The sequence below is a fragment of the Legionella fairfieldensis ATCC 49588 genome (genome assembly GCF_000621525.1).
Classification (GTDB): domain Bacteria; phylum Pseudomonadota; class Gammaproteobacteria; order Legionellales; family Legionellaceae; genus Tatlockia; species Tatlockia fairfieldensis.
Genome location: NZ_JHYC01000001.1, coordinates 165272 through 189300, shown reverse-complemented (window position 1 = coordinate 189300; position 24029 = coordinate 165272). Strand labels below are relative to the sequence as shown.

The window sequence follows — 24029 nt, the reverse complement described above, 5'->3', positions numbered from 1 at the left end:
AAGCGCTAGCGAAGCAACCCAGTTTGGTATTTTATTCAAGTTCTGTACTGGATGCTTCACTTCGTTCGCAATGACGGCAGTTTGTATTTAATTATAAACTATGGAAAAGTTTACTCATCAGTTAAACGAAAATATTTGGTACCAAAATAACGTTGTAATTTTTTTCTGATTGTACCACGGCTAATTCCCAGCATTTTAGCTGCTTGCAATTGATTACCGCGTCTTTTTTCCATTACAGCCTGTAAAAGGGGTGGTTCAACTTCAGAAAGAATCATGTCATAGAGATCATCAATAGACTTGCCTTTATTCTCAGCAAGAAAGCGAGTTACTAAACTATAAACCAGATCTTGCAGGCCCTGGTCTTGTTTTGTAATTTGAGTGGATGTTTGTGTTTCAATAACATTCATCGTAACTTCCTTATTCTAGTTAAATCATTTTATCCAATTGCTTTCAGAGGATGAAAGCAAAATTAATTGTACATGAAGGTTAATTGATAATCTACTCCCTTCGCAAAGGAATGGAGGGATCTTGAGAAAAAGTTAATTCGGTGTGTATAAGTTCAGCGATGGAGCAATCGGCTTGTTTGGATGAAAGCGACTCTTTCAGGGCGCCAAGGCGTTTTTGCATACGAGCGATAGTTTCTTTATCACAAAGTAACTCATTGACAGTTCGTGCCAGTTCGTCAGGGTTGCAATCATATTGCAACAATTCTGGAACAATCATTTCATTTTGTAAAAGATTACACAAACCCAAATATTTTACCTTGATTAACTTCATTGCAATCACATAGGAAAGCAGGGAGGTTTTATAAATAATACACATGGGTTTTCCCAGCAACGCGCATTCAAGAGAGGCAGTACCTGATGCAACAACAGCACAATCACTACAGGCAACAATCTCGGTAGCCTTACCCGATATAAATGATATATTGACTTGGGAATGAGTAAAATAAGCTTTAATGACAGCAGGATCTAACGTACCGGCGATTGGTATAACAAAATGTAAATCGTTTGTTTGCTGGCTTAGTATTTCTGCTGTTTTCAGTAAAACAGGCATGTGTTTTTCTATTTCATTGACCCGGCTGCCTGGCAGGAGTGCAATTAAGCGTTTATTAACGGGTAAATGAAACAGGTTGCGTGCTTTGCTAATGTCCTCACAATGAGTTACTTTCTCAATAAGAGGATGACCAACAAAAGAGACAGGAATAGTGGCGCGTTGATAGATTGCTTTTTCAAATGGTAATATAACTGCCATGTGATCAACGCAGGCACGAATTATTTCAATACGATTAGCCTTCCAGGCCCATATCTGTGGACTAATATAATAGACGGTTCGAATGCCGAGCTTTTTGGCAAATTGGGCCAAGCGTAAATTAAAGCTGGGACTATCCACTAAAACCAATAAGTCTGGTTTAGTAGTTTGCAGGTGTTTCTTAATGGCCTTAAACGCTTTATAAATTACCCGGGAATGGCGAACAATTCCAGAAAGTCCAGTGGCACCATAGCGAGCTAAATCACTTACAAGATGAACACCTGCTTTTTCCATATGCCGTCCACCGACACCACTAATAGCAAGAGCCTTATTTTTAATGCGTAACTGCTCTACCAGAGAGGCGGCATGAAAATCTCCTGATTCTTCTCCTGCAACAATGACGAGACGCTTAAGCATGTGTGACGTATCGTGAGAGCAGGTTAGAATCAATTAAGGACGTAATTTTAGCGGCTGTTGCCAATGCATCGCGGCCTTCTTCACCTGTAACAAGAGGAGTAGTATTGTTCTCAATACAGGATAAAAATGCTTTGATTTCTTCCAGTAGGGCATCGCCTTTTTCAAAAATAGATTGATGACGGGTAATTTCAGGAATACCGGGAAACATTTCACCCTCTCCCTTTTGGAATACCGCAAATTGTTTGTTCTGATAATCAATGGAAATATAAGAGTTCGGTTGAAATATGCGAGTTTTACGCTCTGTTTTAAAACTGACACGGCTGGCTGTGACATTTGCAACACAATGATTCTCAAAGGTGATTCGCGCATTGGCAATATCAATGGATTTCGATAAAACGGGGGCGCCCTGGGCTTCGATGCCAGCTATGGGTGAGTGCACTATGGTTTGAATAAGATCAATATCATGAATCATTAAATCAAGAATGACATTAACGTCCGTACCTCGTGGGTTATAAGGTGCTAATCGGTTAGATTCAATAAAAAGAGGGTGTTCAAGATATTCATCGAGAGCCAAACGAGCAGCATTGAAACGTTCCAGATGACCGACCTGTAATTTACAATGATACTGTCTGGCCAAAGCAATTAACTCATTGGCTTGTTCTACTGTCTCTGTGATGGGTTTTTCAATAAGAACATGGATACCTTCTTTCAGACAATCCTTAGCTATTTCATAATGTTTACTCGTTGTTGCGACAATACTTACTGCATCAACTTTGCCAAATAAATGTTGATAGTCAGAATAAGCAGGTATCTGAAGTTCTTTTGCTACCGCTTTGCAAACCTCTTCATTCACATCACAGACAGCAATCAAGTCTGCATTTGGAAGCATCTGGTACTTTTGGGCGTGGAATCGTCCCAGATAGCCAACTCCAATAACGGCACATTTTAAAATACTCATAGTCCAATAACTGGTAATAATTTGTGCGCATGATCTCATTTTCCAGGTGATAAATCAATTTGAAAAAGGTATTATCGCAGTTTATTTTACCGGACGGGAATTAAAATAATGGAGCAATGGGTAGCTGGTGTGGACGAAGTAGGGCGAGGGCCTTTGGCAGGACCTGTTGTAACGGCTGCGGTAATTTTGCAAGCTCCTGTTGAGGGAGTTACTGATTCAAAAAAATTAACAGAAGCGAAACGTAAGCAACTGGCAATAAAAATTAAACAGGAAGCGCTTTGTTTTGCCTATGGGCGCGCCGAAGTGGAGGAGATTGATCGATTAAATATCCATCATGCCACGTTGCTGGCAATGAAAAGAGCTATAGAGGCACTCCCAATACAGCCTGCCAGCGTTTTAGTGGATGGTTTACATGTTCCTGCTGTAATGATGCCCTGTCAGGCAATTGTGAAGGGGGATAGCTTGGTACAAGCGATTGGCGCTGCCTCTATTTTGGCCAAAGTATTACGTGATACAGAAATGGAAGAGATGGATTTGCTATATCCCGGCTACGGCTTTGCTGCCCATAAAGGCTATCCTACTGCGATTCATCTTCATCGATTGCAAGAAATAGGCCCCTGTGCCATTCATCGTAAAAGTTATTCTCCTGTTGCTGCTTGCGTTGATAAGTTTATGACTATTAGCTAGATGGAATAGTACAAAGTCACCAGACTACTGTGCGGTCTGGCTAATAGATAAAATGATGCCTATGTATTTTCTCCGATCAGTCGATAGTACTATTTCCGTGTAAATCGAATTCTTTTGAATCAATCCCATGTTCTCTATCAAAAATTTCTTCATGTTTTTTGGCAAATAGCCACGGCAGGACAACGAATAAAAACAGGCCGCCAATTAAAAAAGTTTCAAAGAAATAAATATTTTCAATGGGAATTTGAGTAGGCGGCACAAAACCGATAAGCATTGCGGCAACACAACATAAGATGCCAGTACCTGAAACCAGCCACATGATCAGGTTACCTCCTGGTATTTTATAACTGCGAGGTTGATCAGGCTGACTATAACGTAATTTAATCGCGGCAGCAAACATAAAAACATAGACCAATAAAGCCATTTGGGCACTAAGATCACTTAAAAGCCAATAAGCCGCGTTAATAGAATCTTGCAAGATAAACACAGAACTTAATAGAGAAAAAATTACGCCTTGAGTAATCAAAATAGCTACGGGAGCACCATAACGATTCACTTTGGCAAATACTTCCGGTAAAGAGCCATCGCGAGCAGAAACAAGTAAACCTTTTGTAGGGCCAATAATCCATGCAGAAACTCCGCTTATACCACCAAGAATAATTAAAACAGCAATTAATTTAGTCATCCAGGGCATATGGTAGGCAGCAAAGAAAACGGTATAAGCATCAATCAGGCCGGAAACTACACTTAGTTGTTGATTAGGTACCACTATGACGATTGCAAGGGAGCCAAAAACCAAGGTGGCGAAAATAAGTATAGTGGAATATAAAATGGCCCGAGGATAATCGCGTTGTGGATTTTTTACTTCTTCGGCATGTACAGCTGACATTTCCATACCAATAAGACCAAATAAAACAGCTGAAAAAAGCGATAAATTTCCTATAGAACCAAAATCGGGTATCCAGGTGGATGGCATATTGATGGAAATGGGTTTCCCTTGAAAAACCCAAAGGGCTCCCAGAAAACTTATACCCACCATGGGCAGGATAGTTCCTATGCTGGCGCCTATAATGCTAACGATACTGGATATTTTCATTCCGAAACAATTTAGCAGAGTAAAAAGCCAGAAAAGACTTAAAGCAGTCGCTAAAATATAAAATTTATTATTGGCAAGCTGAGGAGCAAAAAGATAAGATAACGTTGCAGCAATAAAAGCCAGAATAGTCGGATACCAGACTACATTATAAATCCATTGAAGCCAGATGGTAATAAACCCGGCCCTTCTGCCAAATGCTTCCCGTACCCAGACATAAAGTCCTCCTGTATTCGGATAGGCGGTGGCCAGTTCAGCAGCGACCAGTGCCACGGGAATAAAAAAAGCAAAGGCAGCGACCAGATAATAAGAGACCAGCGGTAAACCCAGTTTTGCACTCATGGGGAGAGTCCGTAGGCTATCGACAGCAATGACATTGATCATCACTAAAGAAAAAACCGACAAAACTTTTTTAGAAGGGTGCATGCAAAGTCCTTACTAAAGAGTAAATAACAGAACCTAAGACAAAAACTGGTAATAAAGAAACCTGAATGCCAGCCATGCAGATAAACTGATAAATTAACAAACGTGGCAATTTAGCAGTTTAACTAAGCAAAATCAATTGAATTGTACAGGATTTAAAAGGAAATCACTCTTTAAATGGTTTATCCGGTACAAAGCCAAAAACGACAGATTCTGTTTAAAATGCGAAGATAGTAGTTCTGATCAGGCATGGCTAATTCTCTATTTAAAAATAGATCCCCACTTGGGCAGGGATCATCGACTTTCTATTGGATAGAGTAAGATTTATCGAAAAAATCAGATTTTAAATTAAATTACGAAGGACATACTGCAATATTCCGCCATGGCGATAATATTCCAGCTCGTTGGTCGTATCAATCCGACAAATTACCTGTAATTTCTCTTCCTGACCATTTTGTCTGCTGATAATCACATTCAATTTTGCCCCAGGCTTTAATGAGTCATCCACGTCAATACTTATTCGCTCGCTGCCATCCAGTTGTAAGGTTTTTCTATTAGTACCTTCCTGGAACTGGAGAGGTAATACGCCCATACCGATAAGATTGGAGCGATGAATACGTTCAAAACTTTCTGTAATTACTGCTTTTACTCCTAATAGATTAGTACCTTTTGCTGCCCAATCACGAGAAGAACCGGTCCCATATTCTTTCCCTGCAATGATTACCAGCTGCTGATGGTCTTTTTGGTAACGCATGGATGCATCATAAATAGAGAGGATTTCACCAGAAGGAACATAACGAGTGACGCCACCTTCAACACCGGGAGTCATTTCGTTACGAATACGGATATTGGCAAAGGTGCCCCGCATCATTACTTCATGATTACCTCGTCTTGAACCGTAAGAATTAAAATCAGCTTCCTTGACTCCTTTGGATTTTAAATACAGACCGGCTGGTGAGTTTGCTTTAATGGAACCGGCTGGCGAAATGTGATCTGTGGTAATTGAATCCCCTAAAAGAGCGAGGATATAAGCTTTGTCTATAGGCGTTATAGAGAGAGGCTTCTCTGAAAGATTATCAAAAAAAGGCGGATGCTGAATATAGGTAGAGTTACTATCCCACTTATAAGTCGAACCGCTACCGGTTTCAATCGCTTGCCAATGGGCATCTCCCTGAAAAACTTCCGCATATTCTTTACGAAACATTGAACCTGTTACTGTAGCTACCTCTGCAGCTATCTCGGCATTACTTGGCCAAATGTCCTTAAGATAAACATCATTACCTTGATTATCCTGACCTAGTGGCTCCGTACTTAAATCAATACAGGTTGTTCCACATAAAGCATACGCAACAACGAGAGGAGGGGAGGCTAGCCAGTTAGCACGTACCTGAGGGTGGACTCTCCCTTCAAAGTTACGATTACCTGAAAGAACAGAACATACAACCAGATCATGATCATTCACGCTTTGCGCAATAGCGTCAGGTAAAGGACCGGAATTACCAATGCAAGTAGTGCAGCCATAACCGACCAGATTAAAGCCCAGTTTGTCCAGATAAGTTTGTAAGCCTGCATTTTTGAGATAATCAGTTACTACTTTTGAGCCAGGTGCCAGTGATGATTTAACCCAAGGCTTGCGAGTCAGTCCTTTTTCAACAGCTTTTTTGGCCAGTAAACCGGCAGCCATAAGAACACTGGGATTTGACGTATTGGTACAACTGGTAATTGCAGCAATGACGACATGACCATGTTGCATCGTATATGGTTTGTTTGGAACAGGAAATTGTGTCGTTTTTTCTTCTGCTTTGCCTGTTTCCTGGAGGAAGTTATCAAATTCCAGCGGTAAAGTTTTTAAATTAACCTTATCTTGTGGACGTTTGGGGCCGGCAAGGGATGGTTCAACACTGGACAAGTCAAGGCTGAGGCTATCGGTGAAGACAGGATCTTCTGCTTCCCTGTCATACCACAGTCCCTGGGCTTTACTATAAGTTTCCACCAGAGCAATGGTATGGGCATCACGACCTGTGAGTTCGAGATAATGAAGGGTTTCTTTGTCAACAGGGAAAAAGCCGCAGGTGGCGCCATATTCAGGTGCCATATTGGAAATAGTAGCACGGTCTGCAAGAGGTAGCTCAGCAAGACCAGGGCCGTAAAATTCAACAAATTTGCCGACCACTCCTTTTTTGCGGAGCATTTGAGTGACTGTTAATACCAGGTCGGTTGCGGTAATACCTTCGCGAAGTTTCCCTGTTAATTTAAAACCAATCACTTCCGGAATTAACATGGAAACAGGTTGGCCAAGCATGGCAGCCTCTGCTTCAATACCTCCTACGCCCCAGCCCAAAATACCCAGCCCGTTGATCATGGTAGTGTGCGAGTCGGTGCCTACCAGGGTATCAGGATAGGCATACCAGATATCATCTTGTTGACTGGACCAAACGGTTTTACCCAGATATTCCAGGTTGACCTGGTGGCAAATTCCTGTTCCCGGGGGAACTACCTGAAAATTAGTAAATGCTTTTTGTCCCCAGCGTAAAAATTCGTAGCGCTCTCTATTACGGTGAAGTTCAATATCGGTATTCACTTCAAGTGCATCAGGACTGGCAAATTTATCAACCATTACTGAATGGTCGATGACCAAATCAACAGGTGAAAGAGGGGAAATCTTTTCGGCTTTACCACCCATTTTCTCAAGCGCAGTACGCATGGCGGCTAAATCCACTACTGCAGGAACACCTGTAAAATCCTGCATCAGGACACGAGCGGGACGATAAGCAATTTCATGTTGTGATGTTTTAGTATGCAGCCAGTCAGCGATAGCCTTGATGTCCTCCGTAGTTACTGTATGACCGTCTTCGAAGCGTAATAAATTTTCAAACAGTACTTTAAGAGAATAGGGTAAACGGCTGATTCCTTTAAAATGTTTATTCTCGGCTTCTTTAAGGCTATAGTAGTGATAGGTTTTATTATCTACTTTTAACTGACATTTAGTTGAGAGACTGTCTTGACCCACTTTCATATACCGACTCCGTTGTCTGCAAAACGGTAATGATAGCTGAAATTGAGTAAATTTTCATAGGGTAAGAAATATCTTTCCTGAGTTCAGTTAACGGAGATATGGTTATCGTTTAATGACTTACTTGACTACGGAGCTAAAGAATATGGATTTAATTCAGTTAATGCCTGCTCAGGTGACTCCTCAAGATGTCAGTGTAAATCTGATGGAGATTAATGAAAGTAGTAGTCAGCAGGACGATGCCGCGTTTCCATTAATTATGGAGACTCTTTTGGAAAGCGAGCCAATTTCTGCCTCTTTGCCCGAACAGGTTGCTCTCCCCGAGCTTGCTAATCAGGATGAAACAGACATTGGAAATTTGCAGATGCAGGAATGCCATTCGCTACAGGAAGAGGTTGAAGAAACGGATGACGATCCGTCATTAGATCATAAAATGGATTTGCCAATCAATGAGCCTGTTCAACTCGCCTGGTTTACTGCTGAATTGTTTGAGCCACCTTCAAAAACAAAGTCTGATGGACTGCAACAGGACGAGCAGAAAGAGAATTCTGCCAGAGAAACACAGGTGAATTTTGAAAAAAATGAGGCTGGCGAATTAGTTAGCCCCGATAGTAAGGGTAATGTGGATCTTAATAAGGACAAGACTGTGTATTCAGAACCAGTACCCTTCTCTGGAAGTTCTGTATCAGAGAATGGTAAGAACAAGCTATCGATTGACAGCATGGATATTGTTACAGACTTGAGCGAGTTTCACAAAATCAATGAACTTCCAGTCGACCTGAATGCTGTTTCTAATTGGAAAGCAACCGAATCATCCGCAACAACTATAAAAAAAGATAATAGCCAATTGATAGCAATGATTGAAAAAAATATTCTGACAGGAAAAGTAGATTCATCGCCTGCATTATCTTCTCATCCTGCAATGGTGAGTCAGGAGATCACAGTCCCAAAGTATGTCCCTGAATCAGGCAAATTTGAATTGGCCAAAAATATTACCGATCCTGAGTGGTCTAATGAATTTAATCAACAGATTGTCTGGTTGGGTCATCAGAACATTAAAACAGCGATCATCAAATTAAATCCTCAGGAACTAGGTCCTATAGAAGTAAGCGTGAATGTCGTTAAAGAGAATGCGACACTTAATATTACTACTCATACTGTTCTTGTACGCGATGCAATTGAGTATACTATCCCTCAGTTACGCGAGATGATGAGCGAACAAGGTCTCAACCTGTCTCAGGTTAATATTGATTCAAATAATAATCAGAAGCAGCCCGAATCGCACAATTCTTTACAACGTGCAACGGAAGAGCGACCGGATAGAGAGGAAGATAAGCCTTTACCCCGCATAAGTAAATCCAGTAAAGGGCTTGTTGATTATTTCGCATGAGAAAGGTGCATGTATAACGCCTGTTGTCGATTAATAACAACGGACTTTACAACGAATTGGAGTGCCGTATTGGTTAACCAGACAACGTCTTTTACAAACAGGTCTGTGGTTAAAATAGCCTCGACCTCGATAAGCAGGTCGTTTGTACCCCCATCGTGGGTTAGCGCGGTAAACTTTAAAATAAGCTAATTCAATCGTGTTGCTTACCTTTGATTGAAATGGTTTATTCAAAGGTGCTGCTATGGCAGTTGAAGTAATACTTAAAGCCAGTATTAACAATGAGATAGCAAAAGCAGGTAAAAATTTAATGTATTTGCCAGAACGATTTTCCATAGTTACTATCCTTGCTCTTTCCCTTGGATAAATAAAATTATAGACATTTAAAGTTCTTTTTGTATAAAAAAAAATCTTTTTCATGAAGGTAATAGCGATTATGAGGGTTAATTTTGGATCAATAGATAGCCAGCAATTCTTGCGGGAATACTGGCAAAAAAAACCTTTGGTTATTCGAAAGGCTTTGCCGGGATTCATTAATCCACTGACACCGGATGAACTGGCAGGATTGGCTATGGAAGAAGAAATTGAAAGCCGGATTGTGCTTGAAGCGATTAACCAAATGCCATCATGGCGGTTAAAACGAGGGCCTTTTATAGAAAAAGATTTCACAGGTTTACCTGAAACACATTGGACGTTACTTGTGCAAGGAGTCGATCGTTTTATACCTGAAGTTGCTGCCATGCTTGATTATTTTAATTTTATTCCTCAGTGGCGTGTGGATGATGTCATGATTAGTTACGCGGCCCGATATGGCAGTGTAGGGCCTCATTATGATAATTATGATGTGTTCTTATATCAGGCTATCGGACAGCGTAGGTGGTCTTTAACGACTAAAAACTGCCAACAAACGAATTATTTGCCTGACACAGCGCTTCGTATTATGGCAGAGTTTGACACTGAAGAAGAATATCTTCTTGAAGAAGGTGATATGCTCTATCTTCCTCCTCATGTTGGTCATTATGGTGTAGCGACCACTAAAGATTGTATGACTTATTCGTTTGGTTATCGAAGTTATCAGGGGCAGGAGTTGTGGAACAGCTTCGCGGATTATTTAACCGAAAGATCATCAACTGTTTTGTATGAGGATCCTGATTGGAGTGACATGCATAATCCTGCTGAATTACCCCGCCAAGCCTGGCTTAATGCAAGAGATCTGCTGCAAAAGTCGCTTAATGATGAAAACTTGTTAAAATCCTGGTTTGGCTGTTTTATTACCCAGCTTGATGAGCAGGCTGAAACGTTATTACCCGGCCCATTAGCCAGTGAATGCAATAAAGAGAATTTCGTTAGCGAGCTAGCTGGCAATAACGGGCTTATGCGCAACGCGGTTTGTCGTTTTGCTTACCACCAGGAGCAGAATTTTATTACTTTATTTATAAATGGTAAGGAATGGAATATACAGGGCGTTTCTCCTGATTTAATTAAATGGGTTGCGAACAATCGTTTTTTGACCTGCAAAACACTGCATCCTTTTTTGAAAGATAAAAACAACTTGAATTTTTTATTTGAATTATGGCAATTACAATGGCTGGAATTATATTAAAAAACAATGAGACGTCAAAATTCAGTGGCCTCTTATTTGCTTCATTTAAAGGTATTGCTAAAGTTATTTAATAAGGGATTAATATGAGTATTATTGCGAAGCGATTTCTTGAGTCGTGGTTTTATGATGTATGGGTTTTATCTTCCGTAGAAAATATGGGACGTTATTATGCCGCCTCGGTCACAGGAGAATTCAATGGGGAGGTTCTTTCTCGGGCGGAGTTGGAAAAACACTGCGCCTGGGGAAAAGATAATGAAAAAATTACCCAATTTGCGTTTGTTGATGTTGTGGCGGCAGATAATAAGATCGCCTTTCGTATTCAATTTCAATTTACCAACAAAGCAAATTCTATTAAAAAAGCGGAAAACATAGGAATCATGCATCTTGATCCAGAGGGAAAAATTGATTTAATTACAGTAAAATCAAGTGAGCAATTTTCACGATAATAAAATTAAGGAAGATATGATCACAATTACCACTAATGAACAAATTGAAGATTTCACGCTTGGATGTTGCTTTTTCGCAACGGGAGGTGGGGGAGATCCTCTTTTTGGACAAAAAATGTTACGTGAAGCGCTAAATGCCAGGAAAGAAATTCGCATTCTTGATGTGAAAGAGTTTTCTAACGATGATTGGACGATATGTCCCTATTTAATGGGACCAGCACCAGGCCCTGAATCCGAAGAAGTAAAACAGGCAAGAAAAAATTATGGTCTTACACAAGAAATCGTATCAAACATGCCCGCAGCTGCCGCGCAACTGTTGCTTGAAGAAGCACATATTAAACTTAATGCTGTGATTCCTCTCGAACTGGGGGCCGCGGCGACTTCCAGCGCAGTTGCTACCGCTGCCTGGCTCGGGGTGCCTGTCATCGATGGTGATTATGCGGGTCGTGCATTACCTGAGGTTGCTCAGATTTTACCGGCAATTAATGATGTTAATTTATTACCTATCGCAAGTTGTGACTCTTATGGTAATCAAGTCATTATAAAAAAAACAACCGGTCTCTCTATGACCGAAAGATTAGGTAAAATTATGGCGGTGGCATCATTAGGTTTGGTAGGTCAGGCAACATTGTTAAAACAACTGAAACATGTTAAATCGTTCATGTTATTTAATACCTTGTCAGGAGCATTATCTGTAGGCATGGCACTGAGAGAAGCAAGAAAAGCGAAAGATCATAATTTTCGATCAGTAATTGAATTAACTCAAGCCAAGACTCTATTTATTGGCAAAGTGACCGAGCGTAAGGCAGAAGTTCAAGATGGATATTACGTAGGTCATGTTACTATTAATGGATTAGGTAAATTCAAAAATGATCAATTTAAACTATGGGTTAAAAATGAAAATATTTTATCCTGGTTAAATGATGAACCCTATATTGCATGTCCTGATTTAATTACGATGATCGATCAAACAACGTTTGAGCCAGTTATTATTGGTAAGCTATATGAGGGTGCTAATGTGATAGTGTTAGGTATCGCAGCGCCAGAGAATTTCAGGACTCCTATCGCTATAGAGTCACTTGGGCCCAAGCATTTCGGTTTCGAATTTAACGCTAAAAAATTATCTGAAATCTGAATAATAATCGTAAGTGTCACGTAATAGGTAAATAAGAAGTATATAACGTCAATGTCTTTCCTGCGCAGGTGGGAAACTATCTACAAATTAGACACGGTGCTAATTTTATGGATGTATTTCCGCCTGCACGGGAAAGACAAGTCATGGAACAAAGTCTGGAAGAGAAAATTTGCATATCCTGTGTCCGAGACGCTTCGTTTATAATTAAGCAAATTCTTTTTGTAAGCGGGTAACCGTGTGACGCGGCAATAACAACCAATAATGCCCTGGATTTTTCATATGGCCTGCAATAAAGGTAGCATTTTCTCCTGCGCCCCAATACACATCCCCTCTTACCAGTCCTCGAATCGCACCTCCTGTATCCTGTGCGATCATCAGGCGTTGAAACGTTTTATCCTGTTCGGGCTGATGCCTGTCAGGTCGTGTGGTATGAAGCCAAAGAGGCGCTCCTAACGGGATCCATTTGCGATCAATCGCCAGGGAATAGCCTGGGGTCAATGCAACGCCTTGTGCCCCTTGAGCAGCATCATCTTTCAAATAGCGAAAGAATACAAAAGATTTGTTTTGGTTTAAAACGTTATCCATTTCTTCAGGATGGGCTTCCAAATAGCGTTTGATATGTTGCATGGAAGCGTTGTCTTTCGTCATCACCCCTTTATCTATAAGTACTCGCGCGATGGCAGTATAAGGCGCGCCATTTTCACCCGCATAACCCACGTACATTCGTGTTCCATCATTCAGTTCAATGGTGCCTGAACCTTGAATTTCCAGAAAAAGTCTATCAACATGACTGTTAACCCAGACTAGAACAGGTGCTTTGCCTGCAATAGCACCTTTATTAATTTCTTCCCTGCTGTAGTAAGGTACAAGCCGTTCTCCTTGCATGCGTCCCACAAGATGTCGGTTTTTTAAAGCAGGATCAAATAAACCAAGGTTAACAGTCACCAGATTGGAAGGCAAACCGTAAATAGGCACATTATATTCTTTGGTTTTTGTTTTGCTGCCATGTAACAGGGCCATGTAATAGCCTGTAAATAAACCACGAACAGGTTTCTGATCATTAAATTCAACAGGAGTAAACCATTGTTGAAAAAAGAGTCTGGCAGCTTTCTCCGAGACAGGGTGAATTGCCAAAGCGGCTTGACAGGCAGGTTGCCAGTCTTTTGCCTTTAACCTGATATGCTGACTGCCAACAAACTGTTCAGGATTTTGCTTTAAAAAGGTTTTACAGGACACCTGAAAAGCAAGAAGCGATTTTTTAACTTTTGTTGTTTCCCAACCTGGTAATTGAGTAAATGTTTTCTGCTTTAATACAATAGCTGCTGGTTGTTGTGACCAATGACGCCACAAGAAGAAACCAAGAATAAATAGAACAGTCCCAATAATCAGATAAAGTAATTTTCTTTTCATAACTGGACAAATTTTACACGAAATAGAATTAAGTGCAACGTTTTTTTTAGAGAAATAAAGCCAAGCTTATGTTAAATAAAGAGAATTAAATCGGTTTTATTTCGACATTGCCTGTGTGAAGCAATCATTCAAGAGTATATTTCATCTTCTATATAATCAAGCCAATCAAGAATTTTTTCATGCTCTTCTTCATTAAGTAAAGCGGGAGCATGGCCTGCATCTTCTACTTCAAAAAAATCAACATGTGGATGAGTTCTCTGCATTTTTTTTATATGTTCTGGTAATAAAAGGCTGGAATGATGACCTCGAATAACCAGAACCGGGCAGTGAATATTCCGCCATACGTCCCATAAATCAACATCAAATAGTACCCCTTCCAAGGCTTTATGGGGACTATAAAATAACTCTTTCACAGTCTGCCATTTAAATCCGAAATCATGGATGCTGGGGTCAAATTTGCTAATGTAAGTACCAGCGTATTTTTCTTTAATACTGTGTTCAGTAAAGTAATTCCACTGTTCTTCGGTTAAATGACCGAATTCCGCGTAAATTTTTTTATAATGTTTTTTGGCCTCTTCTTTAGTGCTGAATTCAGGATCTTTCCCGGCAAATTTTGCCAGGCGCCATAGAGCCTGAATAGGGACTTGAGGGCTTACATCGTTTAAAATCAAGCTACGAATGGGGGTATTGGGTAAGGAGGCCATTAAAATTCCTATGAGTCCACCCATCGATGTTCCAAGCCAGTCAATCTGGGTTGCTCCTGTTCGGCCTATGAGAACGTTCATATCCATTGCATAGCGTTTAAAATTATAGTGTTGTGAATTGGACAACCAACTGCTATCGCCTCGTCCTATGATGTCGGGACAAAATACATGATGACCATTTACGCTTAAAAATCTGGCAAGAGCATCAAAATCACGACAGTTACGGGTTAATCCATGAACACAAATAACTGCGGCTGATCCTGGATGAGAATATCCCCATTCTGTATAGGCTATTTTGTAATAGCCTTCACTTGAAGCATTAAAAATATAATTCTGTTTCATTTTGTAAGCTCCTTTGCAATAAACAGAACAAGGATCAGTACGCTAATGTGTCTGGTTCAATGACAGATTGGGTATACTACTATCCAATATAGTACAATGTTGACTATTTGACTGAAGGAGCGATAAAGCGTTAATTTTGATAATAGCTTATTTAATAATAACTTAAGACGTGAGGAAACGCTCTTCTATACCATAGATGTACTATACTTCAAATGCAACCAATCCTAAGGAGATGTAGTATGTCACGTACAAAATCCAGGGACCAAAAAGATCTTGATGACTTACATCAATATTATAAGGATGTTGTTGATTGTATGCCAAATATTGTTTACCTGCTTGATAGAAACTGCACCCTGACTGGCTGTAATAAAAATTTTCGGGATATGTTGGGCATTAATCAGGCGGATGATTTGATAGGAAAATCCCCTTATAAAAAACTGGTTTCTCTGGCGCATTGGTCAGAAGAGCGTGCTGAAATGTTGAAAAAAGACGATATTAATGCGTTGCTTTCCGACAAACCTGCTTATGATGTGGTTGAAGCGCCTGTTTTTGATAAAAACGATAGGATTATTTATTATCTTTCAACACGTGTCCCCTTATTTGATCGAAATAATGAAATCATTGGCCTGGTTGGAATTCTCACGGATATTACTGAACGTAAAAAAATGGAAGAGCAATTGAAAAAAATTAAGGAACAATTGCAATTAAATAATATGAAGACGGAAACGAAAGCGGTATTGGAAACCCATGAAAAAGAAAATAAAGAGGATCAGAAACCGCCCAAGGTATTAATGGTAGAAGATAACTCTATTGCACAAAAAGCAGCGCAATCTTTATTAATGCAATTAGACTGTCATGTGGATATTGCTGATTCAGGCGATAAAGCAGTAGCACTTTTTGCGCCAGGCAAGTATGATCTTGTTTTTATGGATATTGGTCTGGAAGATACTTCAGGTTATGTCATCTCAAAAAAAATTCGTCAGTTGGAGAAAGGTACTTCGTATCATGTTCCTATTATTGCATTAACTGGCTATGAAGCAGACATTGTTAAATATGATTGTATCGATTATAGCATGGAAGGTGCGCTTACCAAGCCACTAACGAGCGAGCAAGCCAAGCAGATTATTCAGCATTATATTTATCATATTGATATTCCAGTACGTGGTTTAAAAAATCTTAAAAATAATGTAGACTAACAGTTTAAATGTTAGTCTACATGTTTTAAATTAAAACATTATAGATTTGATTAATCAGCAGTTAATATACTATTTCGAATAAATAAATTAGGAACTTCTGGTAAGAACTCAGCTCGTGTTATGCATATAAACAGATTATTATCCATCGATGTTTTTCGGGGAATTACAATAGTATTAATGATTTTAGTAAATAGCCCGGGAAATCATGTAGTGTACCCCTGGTTGAAGCATTCTACGTGGAATGGCTGTACGCTTGCTGACCTCGTTTTTCCTTTTTTTATTTTTATTGTCGGTATTTCTGCGGTTTTTAGTTTAACAAAGGCAAAAAATAACCCTGATTTATCTTTAAATTCATTAATTATTCAAGTGCTAAAGCGCAGCATTTTTATGTTTGCGATAGGGCTTTTTCTTAATGCCTTTCCTTATCACTTTGATTTATCTACTCTTCGAATATTGGGTGTCTTACAACGCATAGCAATTTGTTATTTTTGTGCGTCGTTACTGTTTTTGACGACACGCATGGAAATTCAGGCAGCTATTGCAGGACTTCTGCTTATTGGTTACTGGTTCATAATGACGTTCGTTTTTGTGCCGGGTTATGGTACCAATCAATTGACGGTGGAGGGAAATTTAGCCGCTTACCTCGATCGACTCTTTTTTTCTCCTTCTCATTTATATGGGAAAATTTATGATCCGGAAGGATTATTGAGTACATTTCCAGCTATTGCTACGACGTTAATAGGAAATTTAACAGGAATGTGGTTGCTTTCTTCTTATAGTGCCTGGGAAAAAATGACAAGAATGGCCTTTGCTGGTCTGTTAGCACTGTTAATAGGGGGTGTGTGGGGATTATGGTTTCCTGTTAACAAAACCTTGTGGACAAGCTCCTATGTGTTATGGACGGGAGGATTTGCTCTTATTGGGTTAGCTTTTTGTTATTGGCTGATTGAAATAAAAGGTTGGAAAAAATGGTCCAGACTTTTTGAAATGTTTGGTGTTAATGCGATGGCGGCTTATGTGCTCCATGTTTTTTTCTTAAAAATACAAGCCATGATTTCCATTCCGCATGATGGCTTTACCGATAATCTGCGCGTATTTATTACGGCGTATTTTTTTGGCGGGATGTCTTTAAAAAATGGCTCCTTATTGTATGCTTTAAGTTACACGTTAATCTGGTTATTGGTTCTCACTATTCTTTACCGCAGGAAAATTTTTATCAAAATATAGAATCTCTTGAACTATACTTAAGCTGAGCGAGAATCAGTCCAGCTGGAGGCAGTGATGAGCTTACAAAAAGACTATGAAGAAAATGCTTCTTTTTCAGATTATTCTTATGAAGAGGACGCAGAGCAATTAACTCATAAAAAGCGCGTACGGAAAATGTTGGAAGAGCACCTGGAGCGCAAGCGTTTAAAAGAAGAATTTAAAGATGAATTTGATGAATTAAATGATGATTTTGATTGGGAAGAGCTTAATCGTTAAATCTGATTTGCGTGGGCATTCTATTAATTTATCTATCCGCTGCTATGAGTGTATTTTTCAATAATGTAGCAATGGTCATTGGTCCTACGCCACCAGGCACCGGGGTGAGCCAGGCCACTTTATTTTTTGCTCTCGAAAAATCAACATCACCACGTAATGTGCCATCGGGTAAGCGGTGCATCCCTACATCAATAACAATTTGCTCTAAATTTAGCCATTTTACATCAATAACATCTTGTACACCCGTAGCGACTACTATCAGGTCGGCCATTCTTACATGTTGTTCCAGATTGGAGGTATAACGATGGCAGATAGTAACAGTCGCTCCTGCTGATAAAAATTCCAATGCCATAGGCCGACCTACAATATTTGAGGCACCAATAATTACCGTATGCTTCCCTCTCAGTGGAATCTCGTAAAATTCGAGTAAATTAATAATCCCAAAGGGCGTACAGGGTCTTAATAGAGGATTGTTTTGAGCAAGCCGTCCCATATTATAAGGGTGAAAGCCATCCACGTCTTTGGCTGGATTAATACACTCGATTACTTTATTCGTATCAATTGTTGCGGGAAGGGGTAATTGGACTAGAATACCATCAATTTCATCAGAATGATTTAAAGTATGGATTAACTGTAATAATTCCTCTTCTGACGTATTTTCAGGAAGATCATAAGCATGGGAGCTAATTCCCACTTCAAGGCAGGCTTTACGTTTATTATTAACGTAAATATGAGAAGCGGGATCATTTCCTACTAAAACAACAGCTAATGCAGGCGCTCGCTGTCCCTGAGCTAACCTATTGTCAACCGTTAGTTTGACATCATTCTGAAGCGTTGCCGCTGCTTTTTTACCATCGAGAAGGAGTGCGGTCATGTACTTATTTGGTATTAAAATCAGATGAGCGGCATTATAGCAGACATTTTTATATAATTATTACTTAGACTGATTATATTAGCGAGATGACTAAGTCTTTTAGGACTTTCGGTTATACTATTAACTATGGCTATTCTGCCAAACAGAAAAAAGAGGCAGTTAAGGCAGTACTTGATGGAACAGGTATATCTTCTCATCAAGGCGCTTTGAATAATGGCGAACTCAAATCAATTTATTGCGGTCTAAACAGGGTATGTAGGCCCTGTTGGCATTATGGATCCCACTAGACAAATGTATCACGGTATTATACATTGGCCGTTTTCAGCAGGAAATGCTAATGCGTATTGCCTTAGGGGTTGAATACGATGGTAGCCAATATCATGGTTGGCAGGCACAGACTGGTTTGCATACGATACAGAATGTGTTAGAGCAAGCTTTAACAAAGGTGGCGGATACTCGAATCAGTGTTGTCTGTGCTGGCAGGACAGATACTGGCGTTCATGCCACGAGCCAGATTGTTCACTTTGATTGCGAGAAAGAGCGGACCATCCGTTCCTGGATACATGGTGCCAATTCATTTTTACCCAAAGATGTTTGTGTAAAATGGGGGCGTGAGATGCCAGACAGTTTTCACGCTCGTTATTCTGCTGTGGCGCGGCGATATCGCTACATTATTTACAATACGCCAATTCGTCCCGCACTGTTGCGAAGTAGTGTAACATGGCAGTATCGGCAGCTTGATCACAAGGCCATGCAGGAGGCAGGGCAATTTCTCCTGGGAGAGAACGATTATACGTCTTTTCGTTCTGTAGAATGTCAATCCAATACACCGATGCGCAATGTTCATCATCTGGAAGTAACGCGCACGGGGGATTTGATTATGATTGACATTGCTGCGAATGCTTTTCTGCATCATATGGTGAGAAATATTGCTGGTGTATTGATTGCTGTTGGTTCAGGTAAAAAGCCCACAGAGTGGGTTAATGAAGTTTTACAGGCTAAAGATAGACGATTGGGTGCTGAAACAGCACCGCCTTATGGTTTATATCTGGTTGGTGTATCTTATCCAAAGGAGTTTGGTGTGATACAGACAAATCCGGGACCTTTATTTCTTTGGGAGCGCTAATTGACTGAGTCCAGAGTAAGAATAAAAATGTGTGGCATGATGCGCGAGGAAGATATAGCGCAGGCGGCTGCATTAGGGGTAGATGCCATTGGTTTAATTTTTTATCCTGAAAGTCCACGTTGTATTTCATTGACTCAGGCGAAAAAATTATTACGTAAAATACCAGTCTTTATGGATGTGGTAGCTGTTCTTGTTAATCCTTCGTCTTTATTGGTTGATGAGATTATCAGCGAATTACCCATCGTATGGTTACAATTTCATGGCGAGGAATCGCCCAATTTTTGTGGTCAATTCAAAAAACCTTATATTAAAGCAATGCAGGTAAGTACTGCTGCGTCCATCTACAGTTGCTTTGCTGAATATCATGATGCAGCAGCGATTCTCCTGGATACTCCTTCTGATTTAGGTTATGGCGGTACCGGTAAAACGTTCGATTGGGGGTTAATCCCTCAAAATCTGGATAAACCTTTTATCCTGTCTGGCGGCCTTAACGAAACCAATGTAAGCGCGGCCGCGAATCGTTGTCTTCCTTATGCAGTCGATGTTTGTAGTGGTATCGAAGCATCACCTGGTATTAAAGATCATGTCAAAATGAGCCAGTTTGTCAGTGCATTGTGGAATCCCGGTGATCATGAAAATGAATGAGGAAGACCTGCCAAATCATGCTGGTCATTTTGGTGTCTACGGTGGAATGTTTGTTGCTGATACCTTAATGAATGCTCTGGAGCAATTACAAAAGGCGTATCAACATTATCGTTTTGATACTGAATTTTTAGCAGAATTAAGCACAGACTTACGAGACTACACAGGTCGACCAACCCCTTTATATCATGCGCGACGTTTAACTGCTAAAGCAGGGGGAGCGCAGATTTATTTAAAACGTGAGGATTTAAATCATACCGGCTCTCACAAGATTAATAATACGATAGGCCAGGCTCTACTGGCCAAACGCATGGGGAAAAAAAGAGTTATTGCTGAAACAGGAGCTGGGCAGCATGGGGTCGCTTCTGCAACTGTAGCCGCCAGAATGGGGTTGGAGTGTGTGGTTTATATGGGGGTCGACGATATAAAACGCCAAACCTCTAATGTCCTTCGTATGAAGCTTTTGGGTGCGGAAGTGGTACCTGTTACAGCGGGTTCCAAAACGCTGAAAGATGCTTTAAATGAAGCAATGCGTGACTGGGTGAGTAATATCGATAGTACTTTTTATATGATTGGCACAGTAGCCGGACCTCATCCTTACCCTCAAATGGTAAGAGATTTTCAGGCAGTTATTGGTCGGGAAACAAAAGAGCAAATCATAGAGAAAACAGGTTCTCTACCCGATGCTTTAGTCGCTTGTGTAGGCGGTGGCTCTAACGCGATAGGATTGTTTTATCCTTTTTTGCAGGATAAGTCAGTTGCGTTGTATGGTGTCGAAGCGGGAGGTAAAGGACTTGATAGTGGTGAACATGCTGCTTCATTATTAGCTGGTAAGCCAGGTGTTCTTCATGGTTGTCGCAGCTATTTGCTTTGCGATGAACATGGTCAGATCAATGATACCTATTCAATAGCAGCAGGTCTTGATTATCCGGGCGTAGGTCCCGAACACGCTTATCTCAAAGAGAGTGGTCGAGCACATTATGTAGTTATTAACGATGAAGAGGCCCTTGGCGCTTTTCGTATGCTAACCCGATTGGAAGGAATTATTCCTGCTTTGGAATCCAGTCATGCTATAGCGTATGCTATGAAATTAGCCAAGAGTATGCATTCTTCTCAGCGAATTATTGTCAATTTGTCGGGCCGTGGTGATAAAGATATGCATACGGTGGCTCACATTGATAATTTATCTTTATAAGGCAAATTCTGTTTAAAATGGTATAAATCGAACGAAATCAAAGAGAATCAGGTAGAAGCTAATTGAAGAACCGCTCGCTAATCCCGGTATTTTGAGTGTACATTTTTATAAAAATTAACAATGACTTTAAATAATTCTTCAAATAGAATTCGCAAGGTGTAAAAAGGTAATCCATGAATCGAATTGATAAAATGCTGGAAAGACTACGAGCCAGTAATAAAAAAATGTTAAGCCCTTATCTGACAGCAGGTGATCCTCATCCCGATATGACTGTCCCTTTAATGCACGAGTTAGTGGCGGCTGGTGCTGACACCCTCGAAATAGGCATTCCTTTTTCTGATCCGATGGTCGAAGGCCCAGTGATCCAGGCGTCTATGGAGCGTGCTTTAGCTTATGGAATAAATTGCGATGATGTATTTTCTAGGGTGGAAAAATTTCGTGAACGCGATCAGCTAACTCCCATTGTGTTAATGGGTTACATGAATCCTGTTGAAGTGTATGGTTATGAAAATTTTGCCAAACGAGCGAGTCAGGTTGGCGTTGATGGCACTATCCTGGTTGATTTGCCACCGGAAGAAAGTGAAATAATGGCAAAATTATGGGACACTTATGGGCTATATAGCATTTATTTATGTTCGCCTGCTACTGCTGATGAGCGTATGCCCCTGATTGATCGTTATGCTAAAGGCTATCTCTACTATGCCTCGTTGGAAGAAGTCATCGGTTCTCATGATTTTGACCCACTGACGATGAAAGAACTTTATCAACATCGAAAGTCGCAGACAGCATTACCTCTCATGGTAGAGGCTGGCACAGCCCCCATGGCAGCGGAGGTAGCAGCCTTTGCTGATGGCGTAATTGTTGATGCAGCACTTGTCAGTCGGATTTTTGATTCTTACACTTCTTCTGGCAATGCTTCTGCGGCCGGGGCTTTTTTAATACGCGACATGCGGTATGCGATGGATAATAATGGAAAAAATCATGACTGAAATCAGTGAAAAAAGATCAAACTTTATACGACAATTAATTACAGAAGAATTAGCGACTGGTAAACATCATGAGGTTGTAACTCGTTTTCCTCCTGAACCCAATGGTTATTTGCATATTGGGCATGCTAAATCAATCTGCCTGAATTTTGGTTTGGCTAATGAATTTAATGGGCGCTGTTTTTTACGGTTTGATGATACAAATCCTATTAAAGAGGAAGAGGAGTACGTTAACGCTATTATTGAGGATGTCCGCTGGCTCGGTTTTGAGTGGTGTGAAATGACCCACTGTTCTGATTATTACCAGCAGCTTTATGATTATGCTGTCTGTTTAATTAAAGAAGGTAAAGCCTATGTGGACAGTTTAAGTATGGAAGACATCCGTGCTTATCGAGGTACTTTACAAGAGCCTGGTCGTGAAAGTCCTTATCGCGATAGATCCGTAGACGAAAACCTTGATTTATTTCATCGCATGAAAGCAGGCGAATTTGCGGATGGCAGTCATGTCTTGCGCGCCCGGATTGACATGCGTTCAGGGAACGTCAATATGCGTGATCCGGTTATCTATCGAATAAGGCATGTCTCTCATCAGCGCACAGGGAATACCTGGTGTATTTATCCCATGTATGATTACGCTCATCCGGTTTCGGACGCCCTGGAAAAAATAACGCATTCACTTTGTACTTTGGAATTCCAGGATCATCGCCCCTTGTACGATTGGTTTATTAATAATTTGCCGGTGCCAGTCCAGCCTGTTCAAACTGAATTTGCACGCCTTAATTTATCGCATACCGTTACTTCAAAACGCAAACTTAGACAACTGGTTGAACAGCAGGTTGTTTCAGGCTGGGACGATCCACGGTTACCTACGTTGCGAGGTATGCGTAAACGAGGTTATCCGGCAGCAGCGATTAGACAATTTTGTGAGATTATTGGTATATCGCGCAGTGACTCAGTGATTGATATGTCGCTATTGGAAGAATGTGTGCGCAATGAACTGAATAAGACTGCACGAAGAGCGATGTGTGTACTCGACCCTTTAAAAGTCATTATTGATAATTACCCTGAAGGCAGCGTTGAGAATCTGGAGGCACCGTTTCATCCTCAAGATCCGCAAGGAGGGTCTCGTACGCTTCCTTTTAGCCGCGAGATTTATATTGAGCGTAGTGATTTTATGGAAGAACCGCCTAAAAATTATTTCCGCTTATCACCCGGTGCCGAAGTTCGTTTACGGCATGCTTACATCATTCGCTGTACCGATGTGATTTATAATGATCAAGGTGAGATTGTTGAGATCCATTGTAGCTATGATAAAGATACATTAGGTAAAAATCCTGTTGACAGAAAAGTGAAGGGGGTTATTCATTGGCTTTCTTGCCAACAGGCGCATCCGATTACTATTTATCAATACGATCGTTTATTTCATGATCCTAACCCGGCTCGGGAAGATAATTTTCTCCAATTCCTGAATCCTGATTCATTACAGGTGCAACAAGGATATTGTGAGCCATCGTTGACTATACAACCCGCCAATGAAGTTTTTCAATTTGAACGCTTGGGTTATTATTGCGTTAATCAGGTTGAAGGGAAACAGACTCGTATATTTCATAGTGTGGTAAGTTTGAAAGATACCTGGACAAACGGGGGAAAGAAATAGTT

Annotated in this window: 22 protein-coding genes; 13 read left to right on the top strand and 9 right to left on the bottom strand. The window is 40.5% G+C overall.

Annotated elements, in window-relative coordinates:
* Positions 1-110: 110 nt before the first annotated feature.
* The 3 genes from T345_RS0100840 to T345_RS0100830 form a co-directional block, all read right to left on the bottom strand.
* The gene (locus T345_RS0100840) at positions 111-407 is read right to left on the bottom strand and encodes a helix-turn-helix domain-containing protein (RefSeq protein ID WP_028387666.1); all 297 of its coding nucleotides are present in this window, start codon (positions 405-407) and stop codon (positions 111-113) included.
* 91 nt (positions 408-498) lie between these two features.
* On the bottom strand, positions 499-1668 hold the full coding sequence (gene lpxB / locus T345_RS0100835) for a lipid-A-disaccharide synthase (protein WP_028387665.1): 1170 nt from the start codon (positions 1666-1668) through the stop codon (positions 499-501).
* The gene (locus T345_RS0100830) at positions 1661-2626 is read right to left on the bottom strand and encodes a Gfo/Idh/MocA family protein (RefSeq protein WP_028387664.1); all 966 of its coding nucleotides are present in this window, start codon (positions 2624-2626) and stop codon (positions 1661-1663) included. Before T345_RS0100830 ends, lpxB begins: the two co-directional genes overlap by 8 nt.
* Before the next feature lie 108 nt (positions 2627-2734).
* Between T345_RS0100830 and rnhB the strand changes: the two genes are divergently transcribed.
* A complete protein-coding gene (gene rnhB, locus T345_RS0100825) occupies positions 2735-3313 on the top strand; it encodes a ribonuclease HII (protein WP_028387663.1) in 579 nt (192 codons plus the stop codon).
* A 76-nt stretch (positions 3314-3389) separates the two neighbouring features.
* Here the strand turns inward: rnhB and T345_RS13175 are convergent, their stop codons facing one another.
* Both T345_RS13175 and acnA read right to left on the bottom strand, forming a co-directional pair.
* The gene (locus T345_RS13175; protein ID WP_084273698.1) at positions 3390-4832 is read right to left on the bottom strand and encodes an APC family permease; all 1443 of its coding nucleotides are present in this window, start codon (positions 4830-4832) and stop codon (positions 3390-3392) included.
* 340 nt (positions 4833-5172) lie between these two features.
* Positions 5173-7845, bottom strand: a complete 2673-nt coding sequence (gene acnA / locus T345_RS0100815; protein WP_028387662.1) for an aconitate hydratase AcnA — start codon at positions 7843-7845, stop codon at positions 5173-5175.
* A gap of 112 nt (positions 7846-7957) precedes the next feature.
* Between acnA and T345_RS14435 the strand changes: the two genes are divergently transcribed.
* On the top strand, positions 7958-9232 hold the full coding sequence (locus T345_RS14435; protein ID WP_084273697.1) for a flagellar hook-length control protein FliK: 1275 nt from the start codon (positions 7958-7960) through the stop codon (positions 9230-9232).
* A gap of 30 nt (positions 9233-9262) precedes the next feature.
* On the opposite strand, the gene T345_RS0100805 is transcribed toward T345_RS14435, so the two are convergent.
* Positions 9263-9565 carry a hypothetical protein gene (locus T345_RS0100805; RefSeq protein ID WP_028387660.1) on the bottom strand — a complete coding sequence of 101 codons (303 nt, stop codon included), beginning with the start codon at positions 9563-9565 and terminating at the stop codon, positions 9263-9265.
* Positions 9566-9665: 100 nt separating this feature from the next.
* Here T345_RS0100805 and T345_RS0100800 point away from each other — a divergent pair, with 100 nt between their 5' ends.
* The 3 genes from T345_RS0100800 to T345_RS0100785 all read left to right on the top strand — a co-directional run bounded on the left by T345_RS0100800 (position 9666) and on the right by T345_RS0100785 (position 12413).
* Positions 9666-10832 carry a cupin domain-containing protein gene (locus tag T345_RS0100800; protein ID WP_035917854.1) on the top strand — a complete coding sequence of 389 codons (1167 nt, stop codon included), beginning with the start codon at positions 9666-9668 and terminating at the stop codon, positions 10830-10832.
* Positions 10833-10915: 83 nt separating this feature from the next.
* Complete coding sequence (locus T345_RS0100790; RefSeq protein WP_028387658.1) at positions 10916-11278, top strand: hypothetical protein; 363 nt, start codon at positions 10916-10918, stop codon at positions 11276-11278.
* A gap of 16 nt (positions 11279-11294) precedes the next feature.
* Positions 11295-12413, top strand: a complete 1119-nt coding sequence (locus tag T345_RS0100785) for an S-methyl thiohydantoin desulfurase family protein (RefSeq protein WP_028387657.1) — start codon at positions 11295-11297, stop codon at positions 12411-12413.
* Positions 12414-12617: 204 nt separating this feature from the next.
* Here the strand turns inward: T345_RS0100785 and mltA are convergent, their stop codons facing one another.
* Complete coding sequence (gene mltA / locus T345_RS0100780) at positions 12618-13823, bottom strand: murein transglycosylase A (RefSeq protein ID WP_028387656.1); 1206 nt, start codon at positions 13821-13823, stop codon at positions 12618-12620.
* 128 nt (positions 13824-13951) lie between these two features.
* On the bottom strand, positions 13952-14869 hold the full coding sequence (locus T345_RS0100775; protein ID WP_028387655.1) for an alpha/beta fold hydrolase: 918 nt from the start codon (positions 14867-14869) through the stop codon (positions 13952-13954).
* A gap of 239 nt (positions 14870-15108) precedes the next feature.
* On the opposite strand from T345_RS0100775, the gene T345_RS0100770 reads away from it, so the two are divergent.
* The 3 genes from T345_RS0100770 to T345_RS0100760 all read left to right on the top strand — a co-directional run bounded on the left by T345_RS0100770 (position 15109) and on the right by T345_RS0100760 (position 17547).
* Positions 15109-16065 carry a response regulator gene (locus T345_RS0100770; RefSeq protein ID WP_028387654.1) on the top strand — a complete coding sequence of 319 codons (957 nt, stop codon included), beginning with the start codon at positions 15109-15111 and terminating at the stop codon, positions 16063-16065.
* Positions 16066-16185: 120 nt separating this feature from the next.
* A complete protein-coding gene (locus T345_RS0100765) occupies positions 16186-17292 on the top strand; it encodes an acyltransferase family protein (protein WP_028387653.1) in 1107 nt (368 codons plus the stop codon).
* 54 nt (positions 17293-17346) lie between these two features.
* On the top strand, positions 17347-17547 hold the full coding sequence (locus T345_RS0100760; protein WP_028387652.1) for a PA3496 family putative envelope integrity protein: 201 nt from the start codon (positions 17347-17349) through the stop codon (positions 17545-17547).
* 28 nt (positions 17548-17575) lie between these two features.
* On the opposite strand, the gene folD is transcribed toward T345_RS0100760, so the two are convergent.
* Entirely contained in the window at positions 17576-18421 is an 846-nt protein-coding gene (gene folD, locus T345_RS0100755) for a bifunctional methylenetetrahydrofolate dehydrogenase/methenyltetrahydrofolate cyclohydrolase FolD (RefSeq protein WP_028387651.1), read from the bottom strand.
* A 337-nt stretch (positions 18422-18758) separates the two neighbouring features.
* On the opposite strand from folD, the gene truA reads away from it, so the two are divergent.
* The 5 genes from truA (at position 18759) to T345_RS0100730 (ending at position 24027) form a co-directional block, all read left to right on the top strand.
* Positions 18759-19547 (top strand): tRNA pseudouridine(38-40) synthase TruA, encoded by a 789-nt coding sequence (gene truA, locus T345_RS0100750; RefSeq protein WP_028387650.1) that lies wholly within the window; start codon positions 18759-18761, stop codon positions 19545-19547.
* The gene (locus T345_RS0100745) at positions 19548-20192 is read left to right on the top strand and encodes a phosphoribosylanthranilate isomerase (protein ID WP_131777757.1); all 645 of its coding nucleotides are present in this window, start codon (positions 19548-19550) and stop codon (positions 20190-20192) included.
* Positions 20185-21384 (top strand): tryptophan synthase subunit beta, encoded by a 1200-nt coding sequence (trpB, locus tag T345_RS0100740; protein WP_028387648.1) that lies wholly within the window; start codon positions 20185-20187, stop codon positions 21382-21384. The genes T345_RS0100745 and trpB overlap by 8 nt, the downstream gene beginning before the upstream one ends.
* A gap of 173 nt (positions 21385-21557) precedes the next feature.
* A complete protein-coding gene (trpA, locus tag T345_RS0100735) occupies positions 21558-22373 on the top strand; it encodes a tryptophan synthase subunit alpha (protein ID WP_028387647.1) in 816 nt (271 codons plus the stop codon).
* Complete coding sequence (locus tag T345_RS0100730) at positions 22366-24027, top strand: glutamine--tRNA ligase/YqeY domain fusion protein (RefSeq protein ID WP_028387646.1); 1662 nt, start codon at positions 22366-22368, stop codon at positions 24025-24027. The genes trpA and T345_RS0100730 overlap by 8 nt, the downstream gene beginning before the upstream one ends.
* Positions 24028-24029: the final 2 nt, after the last annotated feature.

What these genes read in the sequence shown, in the direction of transcription:
- T345_RS0100800 (WP_035917854.1), top strand. Translation starts at nt 9,666, where the DNA reads ATGAGGGTTAATTTTGGATCAATAGATAGCCAGCAATTCTTGCGGGAA.
- folD (WP_028387651.1), bottom strand. Translation starts at nt 18,421, where the DNA reads ATGACCGCACTCCTTCTCGATGGTAAAAAAGCAGCGGCAACGCTTCAG.
- T345_RS0100765 (WP_028387653.1), top strand. Translation starts at nt 16,186, where the DNA reads ATGCATATAAACAGATTATTATCCATCGATGTTTTTCGGGGAATTACA.
- rnhB (WP_028387663.1), top strand. Translation starts at nt 2,735, where the DNA reads ATGGAGCAATGGGTAGCTGGTGTGGACGAAGTAGGGCGAGGGCCTTTG.
- T345_RS0100785 (WP_028387657.1), top strand. Translation starts at nt 11,295, where the DNA reads ATGATCACAATTACCACTAATGAACAAATTGAAGATTTCACGCTTGGA.
- T345_RS0100830 (WP_028387664.1), bottom strand. Translation starts at nt 2,626, where the DNA reads ATGAGTATTTTAAAATGTGCCGTTATTGGAGTTGGCTATCTGGGACGA.
- T345_RS13175 (WP_084273698.1), bottom strand. Translation starts at nt 4,832, where the DNA reads ATGCACCCTTCTAAAAAAGTTTTGTCGGTTTTTTCTTTAGTGATGATC.
- T345_RS0100790 (WP_028387658.1), top strand. Translation starts at nt 10,916, where the DNA reads ATGAGTATTATTGCGAAGCGATTTCTTGAGTCGTGGTTTTATGATGTA.
- trpB (WP_028387648.1), top strand. Translation starts at nt 20,185, where the DNA reads ATGAATGAGGAAGACCTGCCAAATCATGCTGGTCATTTTGGTGTCTAC.
- T345_RS14435 (WP_084273697.1), top strand. Translation starts at nt 7,958, where the DNA reads ATGACTTACTTGACTACGGAGCTAAAGAATATGGATTTAATTCAGTTA.
- T345_RS0100730 (WP_028387646.1), top strand. Translation starts at nt 22,366, where the DNA reads ATGACTGAAATCAGTGAAAAAAGATCAAACTTTATACGACAATTAATT.
- mltA (WP_028387656.1), bottom strand. Translation starts at nt 13,823, where the DNA reads ATGAAAAGAAAATTACTTTATCTGATTATTGGGACTGTTCTATTTATT.
- T345_RS0100760 (WP_028387652.1), top strand. Translation starts at nt 17,347, where the DNA reads ATGAGCTTACAAAAAGACTATGAAGAAAATGCTTCTTTTTCAGATTAT.
- truA (WP_028387650.1), top strand. Translation starts at nt 18,759, where the DNA reads ATGCGTATTGCCTTAGGGGTTGAATACGATGGTAGCCAATATCATGGT.
- trpA (WP_028387647.1), top strand. Translation starts at nt 21,558, where the DNA reads ATGAATCGAATTGATAAAATGCTGGAAAGACTACGAGCCAGTAATAAA.
- T345_RS0100775 (WP_028387655.1), bottom strand. Translation starts at nt 14,869, where the DNA reads ATGAAACAGAATTATATTTTTAATGCTTCAAGTGAAGGCTATTACAAA.
- acnA (WP_028387662.1), bottom strand. Translation starts at nt 7,845, where the DNA reads ATGAAAGTGGGTCAAGACAGTCTCTCAACTAAATGTCAGTTAAAAGTA.
- T345_RS0100840 (WP_028387666.1), bottom strand. Translation starts at nt 407, where the DNA reads ATGAATGTTATTGAAACACAAACATCCACTCAAATTACAAAACAAGAC.
- T345_RS0100805 (WP_028387660.1), bottom strand. Translation starts at nt 9,565, where the DNA reads ATGGAAAATCGTTCTGGCAAATACATTAAATTTTTACCTGCTTTTGCT.
- lpxB (WP_028387665.1), bottom strand. Translation starts at nt 1,668, where the DNA reads ATGCTTAAGCGTCTCGTCATTGTTGCAGGAGAAGAATCAGGAGATTTT.
- T345_RS0100770 (WP_028387654.1), top strand. Translation starts at nt 15,109, where the DNA reads ATGTCACGTACAAAATCCAGGGACCAAAAAGATCTTGATGACTTACAT.